At 75.1% G+C, this 21,979-nt stretch carries 17 protein-coding genes and 1 riboswitch; of the genes, 10 read left to right on the forward strand and 7 right to left on the reverse strand.

What is annotated here, in order from left to right; translation table 11 throughout:
- Nucleotides 1-13 precede the first annotated feature (13 nt).
- Complete coding sequence (locus FHR36_RS39225) at nt 14-1,372, forward strand: glycoside hydrolase family 16 protein (protein WP_301329963.1); 1,359 nt, start codon at nt 14-16, stop codon at nt 1,370-1,372.
- A 42-nt stretch (nt 1,373-1,414) separates the two neighbouring features.
- Nucleotides 1,415-2,236: a polysaccharide deacetylase family protein gene (locus FHR36_RS08705; protein WP_253795396.1), complete on the forward strand. Its 822-nt coding sequence runs from the start codon at nt 1,415-1,417 to the stop codon at nt 2,234-2,236.
- A gap of 2 nt (nt 2,237-2,238) precedes the next feature.
- Here the strand turns inward: FHR36_RS08705 and FHR36_RS08710 are convergent, their stop codons facing one another.
- Both FHR36_RS08710 and FHR36_RS08715 read right to left on the reverse strand, forming a co-directional pair.
- Nucleotides 2,239-3,084 (reverse strand): glycoside hydrolase family 16 protein, encoded by an 846-nt coding sequence (locus FHR36_RS08710; RefSeq protein ID WP_253795397.1) that lies wholly within the window; start codon nt 3,082-3,084, stop codon nt 2,239-2,241.
- A 17-nt stretch (nt 3,085-3,101) separates the two neighbouring features.
- A complete protein-coding gene (locus FHR36_RS08715; protein WP_253795398.1) occupies nt 3,102-4,313 on the reverse strand; it encodes an NAD(P)/FAD-dependent oxidoreductase in 1,212 nt (403 codons plus the stop codon).
- On the opposite strand from FHR36_RS08715, the gene FHR36_RS08720 reads away from it, so the two are divergent.
- The 3 genes from FHR36_RS08720 to FHR36_RS08730 all read left to right on the forward strand — a co-directional run bounded on the left by FHR36_RS08720 (nt 4,279) and on the right by FHR36_RS08730 (nt 8,175).
- Complete coding sequence (locus FHR36_RS08720) at nt 4,279-5,670, forward strand: carboxylate--amine ligase (RefSeq protein ID WP_253795399.1); 1,392 nt, start codon at nt 4,279-4,281, stop codon at nt 5,668-5,670. The genes FHR36_RS08715 and FHR36_RS08720 overlap by 35 nt on opposite strands.
- A gap of 314 nt (nt 5,671-5,984) precedes the next feature.
- Nucleotides 5,985-7,292 (forward strand): glycoside hydrolase family 16 protein, encoded by a 1,308-nt coding sequence (locus FHR36_RS08725; protein ID WP_253795400.1) that lies wholly within the window; start codon nt 5,985-5,987, stop codon nt 7,290-7,292.
- A gap of 160 nt (nt 7,293-7,452) precedes the next feature.
- The gene (locus FHR36_RS08730) at nt 7,453-8,175 is read left to right on the forward strand and encodes a beta-glucanase (RefSeq protein ID WP_253795401.1); all 723 of its coding nucleotides are present in this window, start codon (nt 7,453-7,455) and stop codon (nt 8,173-8,175) included.
- Nucleotides 8,176-8,221: 46 nt separating this feature from the next.
- Here FHR36_RS08730 and FHR36_RS08735 read toward each other — a convergent pair whose 3' ends face one another.
- On the reverse strand, nt 8,222-8,872 hold the full coding sequence (locus FHR36_RS08735) for a GTP cyclohydrolase II (protein ID WP_253795402.1): 651 nt from the start codon (nt 8,870-8,872) through the stop codon (nt 8,222-8,224).
- A gap of 193 nt (nt 8,873-9,065) precedes the next feature.
- On the opposite strand from FHR36_RS08735, the gene FHR36_RS08740 reads away from it, so the two are divergent.
- The gene (locus tag FHR36_RS08740; RefSeq protein ID WP_253795403.1) at nt 9,066-9,974 is read left to right on the forward strand and encodes an NADP-dependent oxidoreductase; all 909 of its coding nucleotides are present in this window, start codon (nt 9,066-9,068) and stop codon (nt 9,972-9,974) included.
- Between the two features lie 3 nt (nt 9,975-9,977).
- Complete coding sequence (locus tag FHR36_RS08745; RefSeq protein WP_253795404.1) at nt 9,978-10,742, forward strand: VOC family protein; 765 nt, start codon at nt 9,978-9,980, stop codon at nt 10,740-10,742.
- 24 nt (nt 10,743-10,766) lie between these two features.
- Here FHR36_RS08745 and lnt read toward each other — a convergent pair whose 3' ends face one another.
- The gene (gene lnt, locus FHR36_RS08750) at nt 10,767-12,326 is read right to left on the reverse strand and encodes an apolipoprotein N-acyltransferase (protein WP_253795406.1); all 1,560 of its coding nucleotides are present in this window, start codon (nt 12,324-12,326) and stop codon (nt 10,767-10,769) included.
- A gap of 148 nt (nt 12,327-12,474) precedes the next feature.
- On the reverse strand, nt 12,475-16,086 hold the full coding sequence (gene cobN, locus FHR36_RS08755; protein ID WP_253795408.1) for a cobaltochelatase subunit CobN: 3,612 nt from the start codon (nt 16,084-16,086) through the stop codon (nt 12,475-12,477).
- 104 nt (nt 16,087-16,190) lie between these two features.
- Nucleotides 16,191-16,345: riboswitch (cobalamin riboswitch) on the reverse strand.
- Nucleotides 16,346-16,577: 232 nt separating this feature from the next.
- On the opposite strand from cobN, the gene FHR36_RS08760 reads away from it, so the two are divergent.
- From FHR36_RS08760 to FHR36_RS08770, 3 genes are read left to right on the forward strand one after another with little or no spacing between them, the layout of a single operon-like run.
- Nucleotides 16,578-17,810, forward strand: coding sequence for a ferredoxin-like domain-containing protein (locus tag FHR36_RS08760; protein ID WP_407660808.1), 1,233 nt, complete (start codon nt 16,578-16,580; stop codon nt 17,808-17,810).
- Nucleotides 17,807-18,433, forward strand: coding sequence for a precorrin-8X methylmutase (locus FHR36_RS08765; protein ID WP_253795413.1), 627 nt, complete (start codon nt 17,807-17,809; stop codon nt 18,431-18,433). The genes FHR36_RS08760 and FHR36_RS08765 overlap by 4 nt, the downstream gene beginning before the upstream one ends.
- Nucleotides 18,430-19,983 (forward strand): precorrin-2 C(20)-methyltransferase, encoded by a 1,554-nt coding sequence (locus FHR36_RS08770; protein WP_253795415.1) that lies wholly within the window; start codon nt 18,430-18,432, stop codon nt 19,981-19,983. The genes FHR36_RS08765 and FHR36_RS08770 overlap by 4 nt, the downstream gene beginning before the upstream one ends.
- A 25-nt stretch (nt 19,984-20,008) precedes the next feature.
- On the opposite strand, the gene thrS is transcribed toward FHR36_RS08770, so the two are convergent.
- Together thrS and FHR36_RS08780 are read right to left on the reverse strand one after the other, a co-directional pair.
- On the reverse strand, nt 20,009-21,211 hold the full coding sequence (thrS, locus tag FHR36_RS08775) for a threonine--tRNA ligase (protein WP_253795417.1): 1,203 nt from the start codon (nt 21,209-21,211) through the stop codon (nt 20,009-20,011).
- 214 nt (nt 21,212-21,425) lie between these two features.
- Entirely contained in the window at nt 21,426-21,827 is a 402-nt protein-coding gene (locus FHR36_RS08780) for a PPOX class F420-dependent oxidoreductase (protein WP_253795418.1), read from the reverse strand.
- Nucleotides 21,828-21,979: the final 152 nt, after the last annotated feature.

Genomic DNA, 21,979 nt, shown 5'->3' on the forward strand with positions numbered 1-21,979 from the left:
GACGTGGTCGGCGATGAACGGACGACTCAGGGCAATCGCCCCGACCCGGGCGCGCACCGCGCTCGCCCTCTCCGGCTGGGCCGCACTGGCCGCCACCGCGCTGCCGCCCGCCAACCCGCTGCGGGTCGTCGTGGTGACCGGCTTCGTCCTGCTGGGACCGGGGGCCGCGGCGGTCGGCGTCGCCGGCCTCGCCCCGGCCCGCTACGCCCGCTGGTCGCAGCACGTCGCGGCCGCCGCCCTCGCCCTCGCGGTCAGTGCCGCCGCCGCCACCGTGACCGCCGAGGCCCTGCTGCTGACCCACCGGTTCACCCCCACCCGGGCCGTGCTGGTCCTCGCCGTGCTCACCACCGTGCTCGCCCTGACGCCGCCGCGGCGGCGCCCGGGCCCGGTGGCGGCCGAGCCCGCCCCCGGCGGGCCGTCCCCGGCCGCCGGCACCGGCCCGCAGGGACCGGCCGCCCGCACCGGCCCGCACGGACCGGCCGGCCGTGCCGCGCGCCGGATCGGCGTTTACCCGCCGGTCCTCCTGCTGGTGCTCGCCGTCACCGCCTGCACCAACGCCACCGGACGGACCCTGTCGGCGGCCGGCTCGCGGCCGCCGGCGGCCGCCGACCTGCCGCCCGCCGACCGGCTCCCGGACCTCCCCGCGCTGCCCGGAGCCTGGCACCCGGTCTTCCGTGACGACTTCGACGGCACCGCGCTGAACCGTGCGGACTGGGCCACCTGCTACGACTGGAACGACGGCGGCTGCACCAACGCCGGCAACCACGAGCTCGAGTGGTACCGGCCCGGTCAGGTGCACGTGGGCGACGGCGCGCTGACCCTCACCGCCGACCGCCGGGCCACCCAGGGCGGCGACGGCCACACCTACCCGTGGACGTCCGGCATGGTCACCACCGGCCGCGACAGCTGGAACGGCACGCCCCGGCACACCTTCACCTACGGCTACTACGCCGCGGCCATCAAGGCGCCGGCCGACCCCGCCGGGATGTTCCCCGCGTTCTGGCTCATCCCCGCCGACTCGCGCGCCACCCCGCCCGAACTCGACATCGCCGAGTTCATCCACTCCAACCAGGCCGTGGACCTGCACCTGCACTGGCGCTCCGCGGCCGGCGAGGACGTCCACGACGGCACCAGGTACGGTCCCGCGGACTTCGCCGGCGGCTACCACGTCTTCGCCATGGACTGGGAGCCCGACGCGGTCACCTGGTACGTCGACGGCGTCGAGCGCTACCGGATGGACGACCCGTCCCTCGTCCCGGACGTGCCGATGGAGCTGGTGCTCGACCTCGCCGTGGGCTTCCAGGCCGCGCCGCCCGACTCGGTGGACCGGACGAGCCTTCAGGTCGCCTGGGTCGGGGTCTGGCAGCACTGACAACCGGGGACCGCCGAGGACCGCAAGCTGAGGAGAGAAGTCATGACCGTCGTGCCCGTCTTCCTGTACCACTCGGTGTCCACCGACCCGCCCTCCTGGATCGCCCCGTTCACGGTCACCCCGAACACCTTCTCGGCACAGCTCGCCCAGATCGCCGCGAGCGGGCTGACCATCATCCCGCTGAGGCAGCTGGTCTCCGCTCTACGCGGGGGGCCACCGGTACCGGACAGGTCCTGCGTCCTGACCTTCGACGACGGCTTCGCCGACTTCTACTGGACCGTGGCGCCCGTGCTCAGCGAGAAGGGCCTCCCGGCCACGCTCTACGTGACCACCGGAGCCATCCACCCGCCGGGCGGCCCGCCCAGCGGCAGCGCCCTCCCGCCGGCCCAGATGCTGAACTGGCGGCAGGTCACCACCCTGGACGCGCTGGGCGTCGAGATCGGCGGCCACACCAGGACCCACCCCCAGCTCGACACCCTGCCGGCCGCCCGGCTGCACGACGAGATCGTGGACAGCAAGAAGCAACTGGAGGACGCGGTCAGCCACCAGATCCACTCCTTCGCCTACCCGCACGGCTACTCCAGCGCGGCGGTCCGGCGCAAGGTCGCCGAGGCCGGCTACTCCTCGGCCGCGGCGGTGCGCAACGCGCTCAGCTCCCCGGCCGACGAGCCGCTGCGGATCGCCCGGCTGATGGTCATGGCCGACACCAGCGCCGAGCGCTTCGCCGAGTGGACCCGCGGCCGGGGTGCGCCGGCCGCCCCGATGCCGGAGAGCGTGCGCACCAGGGCCTGGCGGATGTACCGGCGGGCCAGGGCGGCCTTCGGCACCCCGCCCGGCGGGCCGCAGATCCGGGAGGAGCGGTGAGTTCAGTGCTGCCAGACCCGCACCCGGTCCACGTCGAGGCGCGCCGAGTCCACCCCGTCCGGCGGAGCGGCGGGGTAGCCGACGGCCAGCGTGAGGAGCACCTCCATCGGCACGGCCGGGATCTTCGAGGTGTCGGCGACCCGGTAGCGCTCGACCCCGTCGACGTACCAGGTGAGGGCGTCGGGCTCCCAGTCCACCGCCAGGGTGTGGAAGGCGGACGGGAAGTCCACCGGTCCCCAGTGCGCGTCCTGATGCAGGTCGGCGCCGTCGGGGCCGGCCCAGTGCAGGGTCATCTGGAGGTACTGGGAGGTGCCGATCAGCTCGCCCGCGTCGATCTCGGGCGGCACCCTGCGGCTCTCCGGCATCAGCCAGAACGCCGGGAACATGCCGTCGCCGCCGGGCATGCGGACCGAGGCCTCGACGTAGCCGTAGGTGAAGACGTGCCGCGGGGCGGCGTCCCAGGAGTCCCGGCCGGTGGAGATCATGCCGGAGGTCCAGGGGTAGGTCCGGCCGTCGCCGCCGACGGTCGCCCGGCGCTGCGCGGTGAGCGTGGCCGTGCCGCCGCCGACGGTGACCTGCTCGGGCCGGTACCACTGGAGCTCGTGGTTGCCCGCGTTGGTGCAGCCGCCGTTGTTCCAGTCGTAGCAGGTCGTCCACTTCGCCGGATCCAGCGCATGGCCGTCGAAGTCGTCGCCGAACACCAGGTGCCACGGGCCGGGGGCGGCCGGGCCCGCGGACTGCGGTCCGGGCGTCCCGGCGGAGCGCGCCGGACCGGGGGAGGCGCTGCCCGCACCCCCGCCGCAGGCCGAGGCGAGGACCAGGAGCGGCGCCAGGAGCCCGGCGCCCACCGCCCGGACGCGCATGGTCAGTGCCGGCCGCCGGCGACCGCGCCGCTGATCCGGCCCGCCGCGAAGCCGGTGCCCGCGACGAAGCGCATCACCGGGCCGAAGGTGTCCGCGGCGGAGAGCCCGGCGAAGTACAGGCCCGGGACCGAGGACTCGAAGGTGGCGGAGAGCCGCGGCGAGCCCGCCGGGGTCCGGCGCAGCGCCCGCTCCACCGCCGGGTCCAGCAGGTCGAGGCGGGCCACGTCCACCTGGTACCCGGTCGCGGCCAGCACGTGGTCCACCTCCAGCTCCCGGGTCGCGCCGCGCAGGCGCAGCAGTACGCCGTCGCCCTTGCGCTCCGCCTGCTCGACCGAGTGGCCGGTCAGCACCGGGAACTTGCCGTCCACCCGCGGCCGCAGCCACCAGGCGCCCGAGGGCCCCAGCACGGTCCGTACGAAGTGGACCCGGCTCCGGTCGGGCAGGTGCCGGAACGCGCCGGGAGCGCGGCTGAACGCGAACAGCGACCAGCCCGGGCCGAGCGGCGAACCCGGCTTGACCAGCCGGTCGGAGACCGGGCGGTCCCGGTCGACGTCGGTGGTCGGCGGGGACCCGAACCGCACCCGGTCGGCGCGGACCAGCACCGTGGGCTCGGCCCCGGCCTCGTGCAGCAGCGCGGCGCTCTCCAGCGCCGACTGCCCGGCGCCGATCACCGCGACCCGGCGCCCCGCGAACACCGACAGGTCGCGGTGGTCGACGGTGTGCGAGGCCAGCGACTCGCGGACCAGCGGCTCCAGCAGCCGCGGCGTGCGGGCGTACGGCCGCAGCCCGGTGGCCAGCACCACCGCGCGGCTGGTGAACGTCTCCCCGGAGTCCAGGGTCAGCCGGAAGCCCTCGCGGGTCCCCTCGACCCGCAGCACGACGAGTTGCTCCACCTCGGGGACGCAGTTCTGCTGGAACCAGGAGCCGTAGTCGATGAACTCGGCGATGGACACGGGGTACAGGTCACCGTGGTTCTCACGACCGGTGGCCGCACGGAAGTCGGCCAGCCGGAACCGGGCATGCGGGTCGGAGATCGAGGAGGCGGAAGGCGTGGACTTCAGGAACATTCCCACCGGCATGCACGAACGCCATCCGTCCATGGGGGCGCCCAGCACACGGACCGGCAGGTTCCGGGCCTTCAAGTGGGCGGCGACCGCGAGGCCGTACGGTCCGGCGCCGATGACGGTGACCGGTACGGCGGCCCCGCCGGTCATGACCGGCTCCGGGAACGGCGAGCGGACCGGTCGGCGGGCCGACGGGGCGGGAACGGGTGACGAGGTGACATCCGGCGTCCTCCTTGGCTGCGAGGCCCCCCGTCCAGAATGCGTCCGCTCCACCCGCAGGGCACGCCCGGCCCTGGACACCGAGGTCCCCGCGCTGGTGGTCAAGGTGGGCAGCTACCCCCAGCACCACGGCGGCCTGGGCGTGATCCGCACCCTCGGACGGGTCGGCGTGCCGGTGTACGCGATGACCGAGCGCGGCCTCACCCCGGCCGCGGCCTCCCGCTACCTGGCCGGGCGGTTCGGCTATCGGAGTGACCGGACCGGAGAGGAGGAGCTGCTCGCGCGGCTGCTGGAGATCGGCCGGGAGATCGGGCGGCCGACCGTGGCGGTGCCGACCGACGACGAGGCCGGCGTGCTGCTGGCCGAGCACGCCGCGGAGCTCTCCGAGCACTTCCTGCTCCCGCCGGTGGCGCCGTCGCTGCCGCGCCGGCTGGCCAGCAAGGGGGAGCTCAGCCGGATCTGCGCGGAGCACGGGATCCCCGCGCCGCGCTGCGGGGTGCCCCGCTGCGTCGACGAGCTGCACGCCCTGGTCGCCGAGCTGGGCTATCCGCTGGTCCTGAAGAACCTCGAACCGTTCACCCGGCTGCGCCGTCCGGTGGTCGGCGCCACCGCGGTGGTCCGGGACGAGGCCGAGCTGCTGGCCCACTGCCCGCCCGGGGCCTGGGACCGCGACACCGCCCCGTCCGTGCTGGTCCAGGAGTACCTGCCGTCCGAGCACGCCCAGGACTGGGTCACCCATCTGTGCTGCGGACCGGGCGGCGAGCCGCTGGTGGTCTTCACCGGGCTGAAGCTGCGGTCCTGGCCGCCCGGCGCCGGGGTGACCACCCGGGCCAGGGCGCTGCCCGATCCCGGCCTGGCCGAACTGGCCGTCCGGCTCTGCCGGGCGATCGGCTACTGCGGCGTTGCCGACCTGGACTGGCGGCTCGACCTGCGCACCGGTCGCTACAACCTGCTCGACTTCAACCCGCGGACGGGTGCGCAGTTCCGCCTCTTCGAGACCGCGGACGGCGTGGACGTGGTGCGGGCCCTGCACCTGTCGCTGACCGGGCGCGCCGTGCCGGCCGGCCCCCAGCTGCTGCGCAGCTACGGCGTGGGCCAGCTGGACGCGGTCTCCGCCGGGGCGTGGGCGTGGCGCCACCGGGCGCTGCCCCGCGACCTCGCCCCGCGGCGCTCCACCGAGCGGGCCTGGCTCTGCCGCGACGACCCGGTGCCGGCCGCCGTGGAACTGGGCTGGTTCGGCACCACCGTGGCCGACCGGCTGCGCCGGGCCGTGCACCGCCGCGGCTGACCGTACGCTTCGGGCGCTTACGCACCCCTCGTCCCGTCCTCGTCCTCGTCCGACTCCGTTCGGGCGAGGTTCCTTTTTGCCCGTTATGGGCGTTGTGAAACCCGGCTGTGCGGGACGTCACAGCGGGGCGGCGCCGACCAATCCCACCAGGGATTTTGGACGTGTACGCGCCGATCGGCGGGGTCGCCGGCGGTGCTCGAAGCTTGCGTCCCGGCCGTTCCTTCCCGCAGGCTCCTCGACGTCGCGGGTCGATCCCTCTCCCACGGGGGACCGGCCCTGGTCCGTCGGGGGGGTAGGAAGGAAACCCCCACGCCATGCCCAGACACTCCAAGCACCGACGTGTCAGCCACCCCGGCAAGGTCCGCCTCGCCGCCTTCGGCCTCTCGCTCGCCGCGATCGGCACCGGCGCCGCCGCCTGGGCCGGCCCGGCCCGCGCCGCCGAGCCCGTCGTGGTCGACTCGCTGTCGCTCACCCCGTCCTCGCCGGACGCCAACGCCACCGTGACCGCCACCGCCAAGCTGCACGCGGCCCGGTCGGTCTCCGTCCAAGCCCTGACCGTCGCGGTCCGCGGCGCGGACGGCAGCAACTACGACTTCCGCGGCGCCGTCGCCGGGACGCTCGGCACCAAGCAGCAGACCTTCACCCCCGAGGGGCGCACCTTCCCCGCCGGGACGTACAAGGTCTTCGTCGCGTACGAGACCAACAACGTCTGGCACAACCTCAACCCGGTGAAGACCTTCACCTCGGGCCCGGCCTCGGCCGCCACCCCGGCGCCGTCGGCCACGCCGACCACGGCCGCGCCGACCACCGCCGCGCCCACCCCCACGGCCGCGCCGACCACCGCCAAGCCGACCCCCACGGCCGCCCCGACCACGGCTGCGCCGACCACCGCCGCGCCGACGCCGACCGCCGCCCCGTCCACCGCGGCGCCGGCCTCCGGCACCGGCCCGGTGGGCATCCCCGGCAGCTGGCGCTCGGTGTGGGGTGACGAGTTCAACGCCACCTCGGTCGACTCCTCGAAGTGGACCGCCAACTGGCTGGGCTGCGCCACCTGCACCACCCCGCCGGTGAACGGCGCCGAGTCCGGCGCCTACGCCCCCTCCCAGGCCACCGTCAGCGGCGGCAGCCTGCACCTGACCGCGGTCAACCAGGCGACCACCGTGAACGGCACCACCTACCCGTACCGCAGCGGCATGGTGCAGAGCAACGGCAAGGCCCAGTTCACCTACGGCGCCTTCGAGGCCCGGATCTACCTGCCGCCGTCCGGCAGCCAGGTCGCCAACTGGCCGGCCTTCTGGACCGACGGCCAGAGCTGGCCGGCCGACGGTGAGATGGACATCATGGAGGGCCTGAGCGGTCAGGCCTGCTACCACTACCACTCGCCCTCCGGCGGCCCCGGCGGCTGCGCCGGCGGCAACTTCAGCGGTTGGCACACCTTCGGCGCCGACTGGGAGCCGGGCTCCGTCACGTACTACTACGACGGTGTGAAGGTGGGTCAGATCACCAGCGGGATCTCCTCCTCCCCGCAGTACGTGATCCTCAACAACGCGGTCTCCAGCGGCAACCCGACCGTGACCCCGGCCGACATGCAGGTCGACTACGTGCGCGTCTGGCAGCACTGACCGTGCACTGACGGCGCATCCGCGTCCGCGCCCGCCCTCTCACGCTCCGGCGTGAGGGGGCGGGCGCTTCTGCTTCCACGCGCCGGCGGACGGACGGTCAGGACACGATCCGTGCGGGTATGTCCGGGCTGTACCGCCGCGCGACCGAGGAGTGTGCCCGGTGACCGAGACACTGCCGCCGACCGACCCCGCCCCCGAGCCGTCCGGACCCGTCGTGGTCTTCGACGCCCCGTTCTCCGACCGCACCCAGTGGGCGGCCGGCACCACCTCCGCGTACCCGCCGAGCGGCCTCAACCCCGACGACAACAAGCTGGACCACCTGGTGCGCGGCTACGGTCCCGACGGCGACCTGTTCACCGCGGTCCGGGAGAGCTCGCGCCGCTGGAAGACCCCGCTGGTCACCACCGAGGGCACCCAGGGCGGCTTCGAGCTGCGGCCCGGCGACCTGCTGGAGGCGCAGTGCCTGCTGTCCGCCACCCAGGGCGTCTGGCCGGCGCTGTGGACCTGGGGGCGGGACGTCTCCGCGGGCCGTCCCCAGCCCGGCCACGGCGAGGTGGACGTCTTCGAGTACCACGACGACCACCCGCGGATGCTGGAGCTGAGCAACCACGTCCGCCCCGGCGACCCGGGCTACCTGGACGGCCTGGTCACCCCGGGGCAGTGGTTCACCATCGGCTGCCGGTTCGGCACCGACTCGGTCCGCTGGACGGTCGACGGCCGCGAGGTGTACGCCGACGGCCGGGGCGTGGGCCCGACCTGGCGGGCCTGGATCATCGTCAACCTGTCGGTCGCGGGCGGCCAGTGGGGCCACCGCAGGCCCCGGGCGGACGCCACCCGGCTCTCCTGGCGCTGCCGGGGCCTGCGCGTCCAGCGCGGAGTCTGACAACGAGCGGGCCCCGCGGTCGCCGCGGGGCCCGACGAGCAGCAGGTCAGCCCACCAGCCGGGCCAGCGGGATCGAGTGCCCGGTGTGCTCGACCTTGGCGCGCAGGTAGCGGACGTTGCTCTCCGAGACGTGCACGCCGGTGGGCACCCGCTCGGCGATCTCGATGCCGAGCGCGGCCAGCTGGGCGGCCTTGTCCGGGTTGTTGCTGAGCAGCCGGACGGCGCCGGCGCCGAGGGTGGTGAGCATCTGGGCGGCCGCGGTGTAGTCGCGGCCGTCCTCGGGCAGGCCGAGCGCGGTGTTGGCCTGGTAGGTGTCCAGCCCGGCGTCCTGGAGGGCGTAGGCGTCCAGCTTGTTGTAGAGGCCGATGCCGCGGCCCTCCTGGCGCAGGTAGAGCAGGTACCCGCCGGTCTCGGCGATCCGCTCCACCGACTCGCGCAGCTGTGGGCCGCAGTCGCAGCGGTCGGAGCCGAACACGTCGCCGGTGAGGCACTCCGAGTGCAGCCGGACCAGGGGCACCGTGCCGGTCGCCGGCTCGCCCAGGGCGAGCGCCAGGTGCTCGGCGCCGTCGGCCAGCCCGTGGAAGGTGAAGACCTCCGCCTCGACCCGGTACCCGTCGCCGAAGGTCAGCGGGATGCGGACGCGCGAGCGGACGGTGGCGGCGCCGGGAATCGTCCGGCTGGTCTCGGTGTTCGTCATTCCCGACCTCCGTGGTGCGCGTGAGTGGTCCGCGTCGTGGTTCAAATTCGAACCGATCGTGCCGGGTCAGACGCTACACCTTTGTTCCAATTTGAACAACCCTGGCCCCGTTCGGCTCACCAGCCCCGCGTTACCCACCGGTACCGGGCCAAGCTGGGCAGGACAGGCAAGCGAGAGGCGAGGGGACGGCGGCATGTCCAAGGCGTTCGGTTTCGTGGCGTACGGCGGACCGGAGAACCAGGAGTTCCTCGACCGACCCGCTCCCGAGCCAGGCCCCGGCACCCTGCTGATCGCCGTCCGCGCGGCCGGCGTCAACCCGGCCGACTGGAAGAAGCGCCGCGGCATGTTCGGCACCGGCGACGACCTGCCCGCCGTGCTGGGCAGCGAGGCCGCCGGTGTGGTCCGGGCCGTCGGCCCCGGCGTCAGCGGCTTCGCGGTCGGCGACGCGGTGTTCGGCACCACCCCGGTCGGCGCCTTCGCCGAACACACCCTGCTCGCCGCCGAGGGTGCCGCCCACAAGCCCGGCGGAGTGACCTTCGCCCAGGCCGCCGCCCTGCCGGTGGCCGCCGCCACCGCGTACGACGCGGTGCGCCAGCTCGACCTCGACCCCGGCCGGACCCTGCTGATCCTCGGCATCGCCGGCGGCGTCGGCAGCGCCGCCGCCCAGCTCGCCCGGGAGCAGGGCCTACGGGTGCTCGGCACCGCCGGCGAGCACAGCCGCGCCCACGTCGAGGCGCTCGGTGCCACCCCGGTGCGCTACGGCGAGGGCGTCGGCGAGCGGGTCGCCGCCGCCGCGCCGGACGGGGTGGACGGCATCCTCGACCTGGTCGGCGGCGAGGCCGTCCGCGCGGTGGCCGGAGTGCTGACGGACCGCTCCAAACTGGTCTCCACCGTCGATCCGGCGACCGCCGAGGAGCTCGGCGGCGGATACGTCCGGCGGGATGGCACCGGCGCGGTGCTCACCGTGCTGGCCGACCTGGTCGCGGCCGGCAAGTTCGACCCCCAGATCACCGCGACCTACCCCCTGGCGCACGCGGCCGAGGCGATGGCCGCGGTCGAGTCGGGCCACGCCCGCGGCAAACTGATCCTGGAAGTGAGCTGAGCCGTGAAGATCACCTCTCCGACCGTCAACGCGCCCTGCTGGGTCGAGCTGAGCACCAAGGACCCGGTGGCGGCCAAGGCGTTCTACCACGAGCTGTTCGGCTGGCGGCCCGAGACCGTGCCGGACGAGAAGGCCATGGGCTACACCAACCTGTACGCCGGGGACGCGGCGGTCGCCGGGCTGGTCGGCCTTATGCAGCCCGACCAGCCCACCGCCTGGACCATCTCCTTCGCCAGCACCGACGCGGACGCCGGCGCCGCGGCGGTCAGGGCGGCCGGCGGCAGCCTGATCGTCGAACCGATGGAGGCGCTGGACTGGGGCCGGTTCGCCGTCGCCGCCGACCCGTCGGGCGCGGTGTTCGGCCTCTGGCAGGGCCGCTCCTTCGCCGGCGCCCAGCTGATCGACGAGCCGGGATCGCTGGGCTGGATCGAGCTCGCCACCCGGGACACCGCCGGCGCCCGCGAGTTCTACCACCGGGTGTTCGGCTGGAGCGTGACCATCGGCGAGATGTACACCCAGTGGGGCATCGCCGGGCACGACTTCGGCGGCATGCTCGACATGAGCGACCAGTTCCCGGCCGACGTCCCGCCGTACTGGATGCCCTACTTCGCCGTCGCCGACGTCGACGTCACCGCCGAGCGGGCCGCCGTCCTCGGCGCCACCGTCAGCCTGCCGCCCACCGACGTGCCGGACGGACCCCGGCTCTCGGTGCTGCGCGACCCGCAGGGCGCGGCGTTCGGCATCCACGTGGCCGACCCGCAGGGCTGAGCGCCGCCGCAGGTCCTGCGGGCCTCAGCGCCGGCCCGCCCCGGAGCGCTCCGGGGCGGGCCGCTCCCGCGCCGCCGCGTCGGTCCGGGCGCGGCGGGCGCGGGCGCCGAGGACGGCGCCGCCGGCCAGCGCGGTGATCCCGACCGCGGTCAGCGGCACCCAGTCGCCGAGGCGGACGTACCAGGTGCGCGCGCCCGGCGCCGCCAGGTCCACCCGCACGGTCGCCGCGCCGGTGTCGCCGGTGGTCAGCCGGACCAGCCGGCGCCCCTGGCGGTCGTACGCCACCGACTCGCCGGTCAGCGCCGCCTGCACCACCGGCCGGCCGGTCTCGGCGGCCCGGATCGCGCCCAGCGAGGCGTGCTGGGCCGGGGCCCAGGTGGACTGGAAGGTCGAGGTGGACGACTGGTAGACCAGCATCCGGGCGCCGTCCGCCGCGGCCGCCCGGGACATGTCGGGGAACGCCGACTCGAAGCAGATCAGCGCACCGACCGGCAGCGGGCGGCCGTCCCGATCGGTCACCGGCAGCAGGTGGAAGGCCGCGCCGGGCGCCCGGTTCTCGCCGGCGGCGGCACTGACCCCGGCGATCCAGCCGAGCACCGGGCGCAGCGGGATGTACTCGCCGAACGGGACCAGCCGGATCTTCCGGTAGCGGGCCGCCACCCCGGCCGGGTCGATCAGCACGGCGTCCTTGGAGATCCGCCCGTCCGCCTTGCGGGCGTCCTCGCCGACCAGCAGCTGGGCGCCGGTGGCGGCGGACAGGGCGCGCAGCCGGTCCAGGGTCGGCCGGTCGCGGTCCAGGTCGGCGGTGGTGCTGCTCTCGCCCCACACCACCAGGTCCACCGGCCCGGTCAGGCCGCGGGTGATCCGCACATTGGCGTCCAGCCGGGCGCTCTCGTCCGCGGTCTGGCCCGCCTGGACCAGCGCCACCTCGGCCGAGCCGGCGGCCGCCGGCGGCGACTGCAGCGCGAACAGCAGCGGCCCGCCGGCCACGCTCGCGGTCAGCGCTGCCAGCGCGGTGAGCCGCACCCGCGGCACCCGTACGGTGCACAGCAGCGCCACCGCGGTGTTGGCCGCCACCAGCGCCGCCGACACCAGCCACACCCCGCCCACCGAGGCCAGCCCCAGGACCGCCGGGTGCTGCCACTGGCTCGCGCCCAGCAGCGCCCACGGCCCGCCCAGCGCGTGCCAGGACCGGGCGAACTCGGCCGCCAGCCACACCGACGGCAGCACCACCAGCGCGGCCGCCGCCCGCCGCACGTCCACCGGCGGGGCCAGCAGCAGGTGGGCCGCGTACCCGAACGGTGCCTGCAGCGCGCCGAACAGCAGCGCGAGCAGCAGCAGCCCCGGGCCGATCGACGGGATCAGCCAGTACATCGCCACCAGGATGAAGCCCGCACCGAACCACCAGCCGCGCACCGCCGCCTCCCGGCGGTCCGGGGCCTGCCGCATCAGCAGCAGCCCCGGCACCAGGCAGACCCAGGCGGACCACGCCCAGCCCACCCCCGGGAAGGCGAGCACCGGCAGCGCGCCGGCGGCGAGCGAGGCGTACCGGGCGGGTCGGCCGAGTGCTGAGCGCAGCGTCATGCGGAGATTGTCCGCCCGCGACGTGTCGTGTGCGAGCACCCGCGGGTGACCAGGGACGATCCGGCGCCGGAACGCCGGGCGGCCGCGGTCAACCGGGTGCGGGGAGGATCAGCCCCGGGGAGGAACGGCCGCCCCCGGGGCTGTCCGGTCACTCGCCCTCGAGGTCGCCCTCGGTCTCCAGGTAGGCCTGGCGCAGCGCGTCGAGCAGCTGCGGGTCCGGCTCGGCCCACATCCCGCGCTCGGCCGCCTCCAGCAGGCGCTCGCTGATGCCGTGCAGCGCCCACGGGTTGGCGCCGGTCAGGAACTCCCGGTTGGTCTCGTCGAGCACGTACTCCTGGGTCAGCTTCTCGTACATCCAGTCGGCGACCACGCCGGTGGTGGCGTCGTAGCCGAACAGGTAGTCGACGGTCGCCGCCATCTCGAAGGCGCCCTTGTAGCCGTGCCGGCGCATCGCCTCCATCCACCGCGGGTTGACCACCCGGGCGCGGAACACCCGGGCCGCCTCCTCGGTGAGGGTGCGGGTGCGCACCGTCTCCGGACGGGTCGAGTCGCCGATGTACGCGGCCGGGTTCTTCCCGGTCAGCGCCCGGACGGTGGCCACCATGCCGCCGTGGTACTGGAAGTAGTCGTCCGAGTCGGCGATGTCGTGCTCGCGGGTGTCGGTGTTCTTCGCGGCGACGGTGATCCGCTTGTACGCGCTCTCCATCTCCTCCCGCGCCGGGCGGCCGTTCAGCTCCCGGCCGTAGGCGTAGCCGCCCCACACCGTGTAGACCTCGGCCAGGTCGGCGTCGGTGCGCCAGTCCCGGCTGTCGATCAGCTGCAGCAGACCGGCGCCGTACGTGCCCGGACGGGAGCCGAACACCCGGACGGTGGCCCGCCGCTCGTCGCCGTGCACCGCCAGGTCGGCCTGCACGTGGGCGCGGACGAAGTTCTCCGCGCCGTCCTCCTCCTGGCGGGCCGCGAGCCGGACCGCGTCGTCCAGCAGCGCCACCACGTGCGGGAAGGCGTCCCGGAAGAAGCCGGAGATGCGCAGCGTGACGTCGATCCGGGGCCGGCCCAGCTCCGCGAGCGGGATCGGCTCCAGACCGGTCACCCGGCGCGAGGCGTCGTCCCACACCGGGCGGATGCCGAGCAGCGCGAACGCCTCGGCGATGTCGTCACCGGCGGTGCGCATCGCGCTGGTGCCCCACAGCGACAGGCCCACCGACGGCGGGTACGCGCCGTCGTTGTCCGCCCGGTAGCGCTCGACGAGCGAGGCGGCCAGCGCCTGGCCGGTCTCCCAGGCGAGCTTGGACGGCACCGCCTTCGGGTCGACCGAGTAGAAGTTGCGGCCGGTCGGCAGCACGTTGACCAGACCGCGCAGCGGCGAACCCGACGGGCCCGCCTCGACGAAACCGCCGTTCAGCGCGTGCAGCACCGCGTCCAGCTCGTCGGTGGTGGCGGCCAGCCGCGGCACCACCTGGCGGGCGGCGAAGTCCAGCACCTCGGCGACGGCGGCCGCATGTCCGGCCGCCACCTTCTCCACCGCCTCCGGCGCCCAGTCCTCGGCCTCCATCGCCTCGACCAGCGCCCGGGCCTGCGCCTCGGCCGCGTCGGTGGCAGCCAGGGTCGGCGCCGACTCGTCCAGGCCCAGCGCCTCGCGCAGACCCGGAAGCGCGCTCACGCCGCCCCAGATCTGCCGGGCGCGCAGGATCGCCAGCACGATGTTGACCCGGTCGGTGCCGGCCGGCGCCTGGCCGAGCACGTGCAGGCCGTCCCGGATCTGCGCGTCCTTCACCTCGCACAGCCAGCCGTCCACGTGCAGCAGGAAGTCGTCGAAGCCGTCGTCCTCCGGGCGCTCGTCCAGGCCCAGGTCGTGGTCGAGGCGGGCGGCCTGGATCAGCGTCCAGATCTGCGCCCGGATCGCCGGCAGCTTCGCCGGGTCCATCGCCGCGATGTTGGAGTGCTCGTCCAGCAGCTGCTCCAGGCGTGCGATGTCGCCGTAGGAGTCGGCCCGCGCCATCGGCGGCACCAGGTGGTCGACCAGCGTCGCGTGCGCGCGGCGCTTGGCCTGGGTGCCCTCGCCCGGGTCGTTCACCAGGAACGGGTAGACCAGCGGCAGGTCGCCCAGCACCGCGTCCGGACCGCAGGAGGCGGACAGCGCCGCCGTCTTGCCCGGCAGCCACTCCAGGTTGCCGTGCTTGCCCAGGTGGACCACGGCGTGCGCGCCGAAGCCGCCGTCCTCGCGGTCCGCGGCGATCCAGCGGTAGGCCGCCAGGTAGTGGTGCGAGGGCGGCAGGTCCGGGTCGTGGTAGATCGCCACCGGGTTCTCGCCGAAACCGCGCGGCGGCTGGATCAGCACCAGCAGGTTCCCGGAGCGGATCCCGGCCAGCACGATGTCGCCGTCCGGGTTCTGCGAACGGTCCACGTACAGCTCGCCCGGCGCCGGGCCCCAGTGCTCCTCGACCTGCTCGCGCAGCTGGGCCGGCAGCGTCGCGTACCAGCGGCGGTAGTCCGCCGCCGGGATCCGCACCGGGTTGCGGGACAGCTGCTCCTCCGTCAGCCACGCCTGGTCGTAGCCGCCCGCCTCGATCAGCGCGTGGATCAGGGCGTCGCCCTCGTGACCCTCGCCGTCGGTTTCGGTGTCCAGCCCGGGCAGGTCGGTGCCCAGGTCCATGCCCTCGGCGCGCAGCCGGGTCAGCAGCCGGACCGCGCTCGCCGGGGTGTCCAGGCCGACCGCGTTGCCCACCCGGGCGTGCTTGGTCGGGTACGCGGAGAGCACCAGCGCCAGCCGGCGCTCGGCCGCCGGGGTGTGCCGCAGCCGCGCGTGCGCCACCGCGATGCCAGCCACCCGGGCGGCCCGCTCCGGATCGGCGTTGTAGACGGTCAGCCCGTCCTCGTCCAGCTCCTTGAACGAGAACGGCACCGTGATCAGCCGGCCGTCGAACTCCGGTACCGCCACCTGCGTCGCGGTGTCCAGCGGGGACAGGCCGTCGTCGCTGGCCTCCCACTGCGCCCGCGACCAGGTCAGGCACAGCGCCTGGAGGATCGGACGGTCCAGCGCCGCCAGCGCCCCCGCGTCCCACGCCTCCTCGTCACCGCCGGCCTGGGCGTCCGCCGGGCGGGTGCCGCCCGCCGCCAGCACCGTGGTGACGATCGCGTCCGCCTGCGCCAGCTCCGCCAGCAGCTCCGGCTCCGCCCCGCGCAGCGACGCGCAGAAGATCGGCACCGGACGGGCGCCCTGGTCCTCCAGCGCCGAGCAGAGCGCCTCCACGAACGCGGTGTTCCCGCTCATGTGGTGCGCCCGGTAGTACAGCACCGCGACGATCGGACCCGAGGTGTTCCGGGCCGTCCGCTCCAGCGGGCCCCACGCCGGGGCCGAGGCGGGCGGAGCGAAGCCGTGGCCGGTCAGCAGCACCGTGTCGGACAGGAACGCGCCCAGCTCGGCCAGGTTGGCCGGACCGCCGTGCGCCAGGTACGCGTGCGCCTCGGCCGCGATGCCCGCCGGCACCGTCGACAGCTCCATCAGCTGGGCGTCCGGCGCCTGCTCACCCGTCAGCACCACCACCGGGCGCGGGCCCGCCAGCAGCGCGTCCAGCCCCTCCTCCCAGGCCCGGCGGCCGCCCAGCAGGCGCACCACCACCAGGTCCGTTCCCTCGGTCAGCGCCGGCAGGTCCTCGGCGGACAGCCGGGCGGGATTGCCGAGCCGGAACGGGACCGGGCCCTGCGAGGCACGGGCGCTCAACAGGTCGGTGTCGGACGTCGACAGCAGCAGGATCATGCGAAGGCCCTCCCGGCCTCGTCAACGGGCACAGGCACGGGCACAGCCACGAACGCGGGCATGCGACAGCGCATAGCAGTCAGGCCTTCCTCGGGGTCCGCGCCCCGGGCTGGTGGAGGACGGCCGGAGTTCCTGGCTCCCCCGGCTCCCATGAGCCGAGGTCACAGTGGCGGGACCGCACCGGGTTTGCACCGGTTTCCTCCGCTGTGCCGTCGCTGGCGTTCGGGCAGGCCGACAGGCCCACCCGGGCAGCATCGTACGGGGTGCGGCGGGGGCGGGGGAGTGTGACGTCGCAGACGGCGCCGTGGGCTGACCTGCGGAGGCCGCTGCGCGGCGGCGGCTTGCGGGTACGGGTCTCGGTGGCGGGACAGTTCTGATGGGCGTGCGCCCGGGGTGCGGGGGCGGGGCGGTGCGCCGGGGTGTGCGGGCGCGCGGGGGTTGAGCTGGGGAGTGTGATGTACGGGACGGGGGCGGGTGGTCGGACAATCTGTATGCTCGCGGCCATGCCACCCACACCCGACGCCATCGCGGCGGGCTCCGCGGTGCCCGATCGAGGGCGTGCGGACGCCTGCCCCGGGGCGCTGCGCCTGCACGCGGCCGACGACGGCGCGCTCGCCCGCGTACGGCTGCCCGGCGGGCTGCTGACGGCAGGTCAGGCGCTGGCCCTGGCGGACGCCGCCGAGGCACTCGGGGACGGCGCGCTCGAGACCACCTCCCGCGGCAACGTGCAACTGCGCGGCCTGCGTTCGGACTGCGACGCGGAGCTCGCGGCGCGGCTGCGCGCCGCCGGCCTGCTGCCCTCCGACACCCACGAGCGGGTCCGCAACATCGTCGCCTCCCCGCTCGCCGGTCTGGACGGCATCGGCCGCGCGGACGTCCGGGCGTGGGTGCGCGAGCTGGACGTACGGCTGTGCGCGAGCACGTGGGCGGCGGGTCTGTCCGGCAAGTTCCTGTTCGCGCTGGACGACGGCCGCGGCGACGTGGCCTCGCTGAACGCCGATGTGACGTTGATCGCAGGCCCGGACGGCGGGGCGCTGCTCCGCTACGGCCGGGCCGAACTGGGCACGCCGGTCGCCGACCCGGTGGCCGCCGCACTGGAGGCGGCCCGCACCGTGCTGGACGCGGCCGCCGGCCGGGCGTGGCACGCCCGCGAGATCCCCGACCTGCTGCCGCCGGGCACCCGTCCGCTGCCGCCGCCCGCCGCCGACCCGAACCCGCCGCTCGGCGTGCTGCCCGGCGGGCTGTCGCTCGGCGTGCGGTTCGGCCGGGCGAGCGCGGCGCAGTGGCGGCTGCTGGCCGAGGCGTCGGCCGGCGAGGTGCGGCTGACGCCCTGGCGGGGCGCGGTGCTGCCCGGGGCGCAGGCCCGGTGGCTGGAGCCGCTCGCGGCGGCCGGCTTGCGGACCGCGTCCGGTACGGCGTGGGAGCGGGCGACGGCGTGCACCGGCCTGCCGGGGTGCGGCAAGTCGCTGGCGGACGTCCGGGCCGACGCGGCCCGGGCCCTGGACGGCGCACCGGACGCGCCGCAGGTACGGGCCGGCAGGCCGGGGCTGCTCCCGGTGCACTGGTCGGGGTGCGAGCGCCGCTGCGGCCGTCCGTCCGGACGGTGGGTGGATGTGCTGGCGACCGGGCAGGGCTACCGGGTGACGGTGACCGGCGGGTCGCCGCTGGATGTGACGGGACGAGCGGCGGCCGAGGCGGTCGCCCAGGCGCGGAGGGCGAATTGATCGAGTACGAGAAGGACGGCGCGGCCATCTACCGGCAGTCCTTTGCCACCATCCGGGCCGAGGCCGACCTGGCCGCGCTGCCTGCGGACGTCTCCCAGGTCGCGGTGCGGATGATCCACGCCTGCGGCATGACCGACCTGGTCGAGGACCTGGTGTACTCGCCCGGCGTGGTCGCCTCCGCGCGCAAGGCGCTGCACGCCGGTGCGCCGATCCTGTGCGACGTCAACATGGTGGCCAGCGGCGTCACCCGCAAGCGGCTGCCGGCCGACAACGAGGTGCTCTGCACCCTCACCGACCCGGCCGTCCCCGAGCTGGCGCGGAAGATGGGCAACACCCGCAGCGCCGCCGCGATGGAGCTGTGGCTGCCCCGCCTGGAGGGCGCCGTGGTGGCCGTCGGCAACGCGCCGACCTCGCTGTTCCGGCTGCTGGAGATGATCGAGGCCGGCGCCCCGCGCCCGGCCGCCGTGATCGGCGTGCCGGTCGGCTTCATCGGCGCCGCCGAGTCCAAGCAGGCGCTCGCCGAGCACCCGTCCGGCCTGGAGCACCTGGTGGTGCGCGGCCGCCGCGGCGGCAGCGCGATGGCCGCCGCCGCCGTCAACGCGATTGCGAGTGAAGAAGAGTGACGGAGCGTCAGACCGGTCGACTGTACGGGGTCGGCCTCGGCCCCGGCGACCCCTCGCTGGTGACCGTCCGGGCCGCCGAACTCATCGGCAAGGCCGACGTGGTGGCGTACCACAGCGCCCGGCACGGGCGGTCGATCGCCCGCTCGATCGCCGAGCGCTACCTGACCGGCGGCCAGATCGAGGAGAAGCTGGTCTACCCGATCACCGTGGAGACCACCGACCACCCCGGCGGCTACCGCGGCGCCCTCGACGACTTCTACCGGGAGGCCGCCGAGCGGCTGGCCGCCCACCTGGACGCCGGCCGCGACGTGGTCGTCCTTGCCGAGGGCGACCCGCTGTTCTACGGCTCGTACCAGCACATGCACAAGCGCCTCGCGCACCGCTACCCGACCGAGGTGGTGCCCGGCGTGACCTCGGTCAGCGCCGCCGCCGCCCGGCTCGGCACTCCGCTGGTGGAGGCCGAGGAGGCGCTCACCGTCATCCCGGGCACCCTGCCCGAGGAGGAGCTGACCGCCCGGCTGGCCGCCGCCGACTCCGCGGTGATCATGAAGCTGGGGCGTACCTTCCCCGCCGTCCGCCGCGCCCTGGAGCGGGCCGGCCGGCTGGAGGACGCGCTGTACGTCGAGCGGGCCACCATGGACGGCGAGCGCACCGCGCCGCTGGCCGACGTGGACCCGCAGAGCGTGCCGTACTTCGCCGTCGCGGTGCTGCCCAGCAAGGTCGCCGTGCTGCGCGAGGACGCCGAACTGCCGGCTGCCGCCGAGAATCCCGGGGCCGTCGAGTCCGTCGAGCCCCTGGCCGCCGGGGACGTGGTCGTGGTCGGCACCGGCCCGGCCGGGCCGCTCTGGCTCACCCCCGAGGCCCGCGGCGCGCTCTCCCGCGCCACCGACCTGGTCGGCTACACCACGTACCTCGACCGCGTCCCGGTCCGCCCCGGCCAGGTCCGGCACGGCTCGGACAACAAGGTCGAGGCCGAGCGCGCCGAGTTCGCCCTCGACCTCGCCCGGCGCGGACGGCGGGTGGCCGTGGTCTCGTCCGGCGACCCCGGCGTGTTCGCGATGGCCACCGCCGTCCTGGAGGCGGCCTGCGCGGACCCGTACCGCGAGGTCCCGGTCCGGGTGCTGCCCGGCATGACCGCCGCCCACGCCGCCGCCTCCCGGGCCGGCGCGCCGCTCGGCCACGACTACGCCACCATCTCCCTCTCCGACCGGCTCAAGCCCTGGGACGTCATCGCCCGCCGGCTGCGCGCCGCCGCCGAGGCCGACCTGGTGCTCGCCCTCTACAACCCGGGCTCGAAGTCCCGCACCACCCAGGTCGGCCTGGCCCGCGACCTGCTGCTCGAACACCGCGCGCCCGACACCCCCGTGGTGATGGCCCGCGACGTCGGCGGGCCCACCGAGCGGATCCGCACCGTCCGGCTCGCCGACCTCGACCCGGCCGAGGTCGACATGCGGACCCTCCTGCTGATCGGCTCCTCCCAGACCAAGGCCGTCGCCCGCGACAACGGCACCGAGGTCGTCTGGACCCCCCGCCGCTACCCGGAGGCCTGACCCGGCCGTCCGACCCGGACCGCGGTCAGGAAGGTCGGACCGCGACGCCCGCCAGGACCTGCTCCACCGCCTCGGCGGTGGGGCGGGCCGGCAGGCGGGAGCCGTCGCGCAGGCGGAGGGAGACCTGGTCGGCGGCGGCCTCGGCCGGGCCGATGACGGCCTGGTACGGGACCAGGCGGCCGGCGCGGACGCGGGCGCCGAGGGTGCCGTGCTCGGGGCCGGCCAGCTCCGCGCGCAGTCCGGCCCCGATGCAGCGGCGCACCAGCGCCTCGGCGGCGGGCCGTTGTTCCTCGGACAGCGGCAGCGCCAGCACCTGGACCGGGGCCAGCCAGGCGGGGAAGGCGCCGCCGTGCACCTCGATCAGGTGGGCGACGGCCCGCTCCACGCTGCCGATGACCGCCCGGTGGACCATCACCGGCCGGTGCCGTTTGCCGTCCGGGCCGATGTAGCCGAGGTCGAACCGGGCCGGCTGGTGGAAGTCGACCTGGACGGTGGAGAGGGTGGACTCGCGTCCGGCCCCGTCCACCACCTGCACGTCGATCTTCGGCCCGTAGAAGGCTGCCTCGCCGCCCGCCTCCTCGTACGGGATGCCGGCCTCCTCCAGCACCTGGACCAGCAGCGCGCCCGCCCGGCGCCACAGCTCGGGATCGGCCACGTACTTGCCGCCCTTGCCGGGCAGCGAGAGCCGGTAGCGGGCGGCCTCGATGCCGAGCGCCCGGTGCGCCTCGCGGATCAGCTCCAGGGCGGATTGGACCTCGTCGGCGACCTGGTCGAGGCGACAGAAGATGTGCGCGTCGTTCAGCTGGATCGCCCGCACCCGGGTCAACCCGCCGAGCACGCCGGAGAGTTCGGCCCGGAACATGCCGCCCAGCTCGGCCATCCGCAGTGGCAGATCCCGGTAACTGCGGCCGCGGGAACGGAAGATGACCGCGTGGTGCGGACAGAGGCTCGGCCGCAGCACCACCTGCTCGCCGCCCAGGTCCATCGGCGGGAACATGTCCTCGCTGTAGTGCGACCAGTGGCCGGAGATCTCGTACAGCTCGCGCTTGCCGAGCACCGGCGAGTACACGTGCCGGTAGCCGGCCCGGCGTTCGGCCTCCCGGACGTACTCCTCCAGGGCGTGCCGGACGGCGGCGCCGTCCGGCAGCCAGTACGGAAGTCCGGCCCCGATCAGCGGATCGGTGTCGAACAGCTCCAGCTCGCGGCCGAGCTTGCGGTGGTCGTTCATGGCGGTCTCCCAACCGTTTCGGGCGGGGGCGGGTGACCGCACGCAGCACGAAGCCCCGGGGCCACTCGCCCCGGGGCTTCGGACAGCAGATGTCAGCGCGCCGGGACGTGGTCCGGCGTCGTCGTCACAGCAGCGCGCTCGATGTTCATGCCTCCACGCTAACGCGGAGCTCCCGCGCGGCGCACGCGAATTTCCGTGCGGCGCTTGCGGCGCTTCAGGTCAAGGTGATCCGGATGCCCACCGTGCCGCGCTCGCCGCGACGGATCCGGCTGCCGAGCAGGGTCAGCACGCCGAGCAGGCCGTACTTCTGGCGCAGCAGCGTCCGGTACGCGGCGGTCCGCTCGGCGGTGCAGATCTCGGCGACGGCGGGCACCGACTCACCGGTCGGGTTGCCGCGCACGTCGCACGGGCCGACCGTCACGTCGGCCCGGTTGCGGATGCGCCGGACCTTCCACGAGTCGGCCACCGTCCACACGCCGAGCGCCTCGCCGTCGCGCACCACCCACACCGGCGTCGGCACCGGCGTGCCGTCCTTGCGGAAGGTGGTGAGCAGCAGGTAGCTGCCGGCGGAGAGGCTGACCAGCCGTTCCAGCCGGTCGTTGGGGGTGGCGTCCATGGCAGGAGTTTAGGCTCTCGCTTTCGGGTCGCGCCGGGCGCCCGCCGCCGGAGCACGCACCTCGCCGGCTTGTCGTCGGTCGCCGATGCTCCGCATGGACTCCCTCCTCCGCACCGCCGAGCCACGCACTCCGACACCGCGCGCTGATCCGA

Source organism: Kitasatospora cinereorecta (genome assembly GCF_024172095.1).
In the GTDB taxonomy this organism is placed as follows: domain Bacteria; phylum Actinomycetota; class Actinomycetes; order Streptomycetales; family Streptomycetaceae; genus Kitasatospora; species Kitasatospora cinereorecta.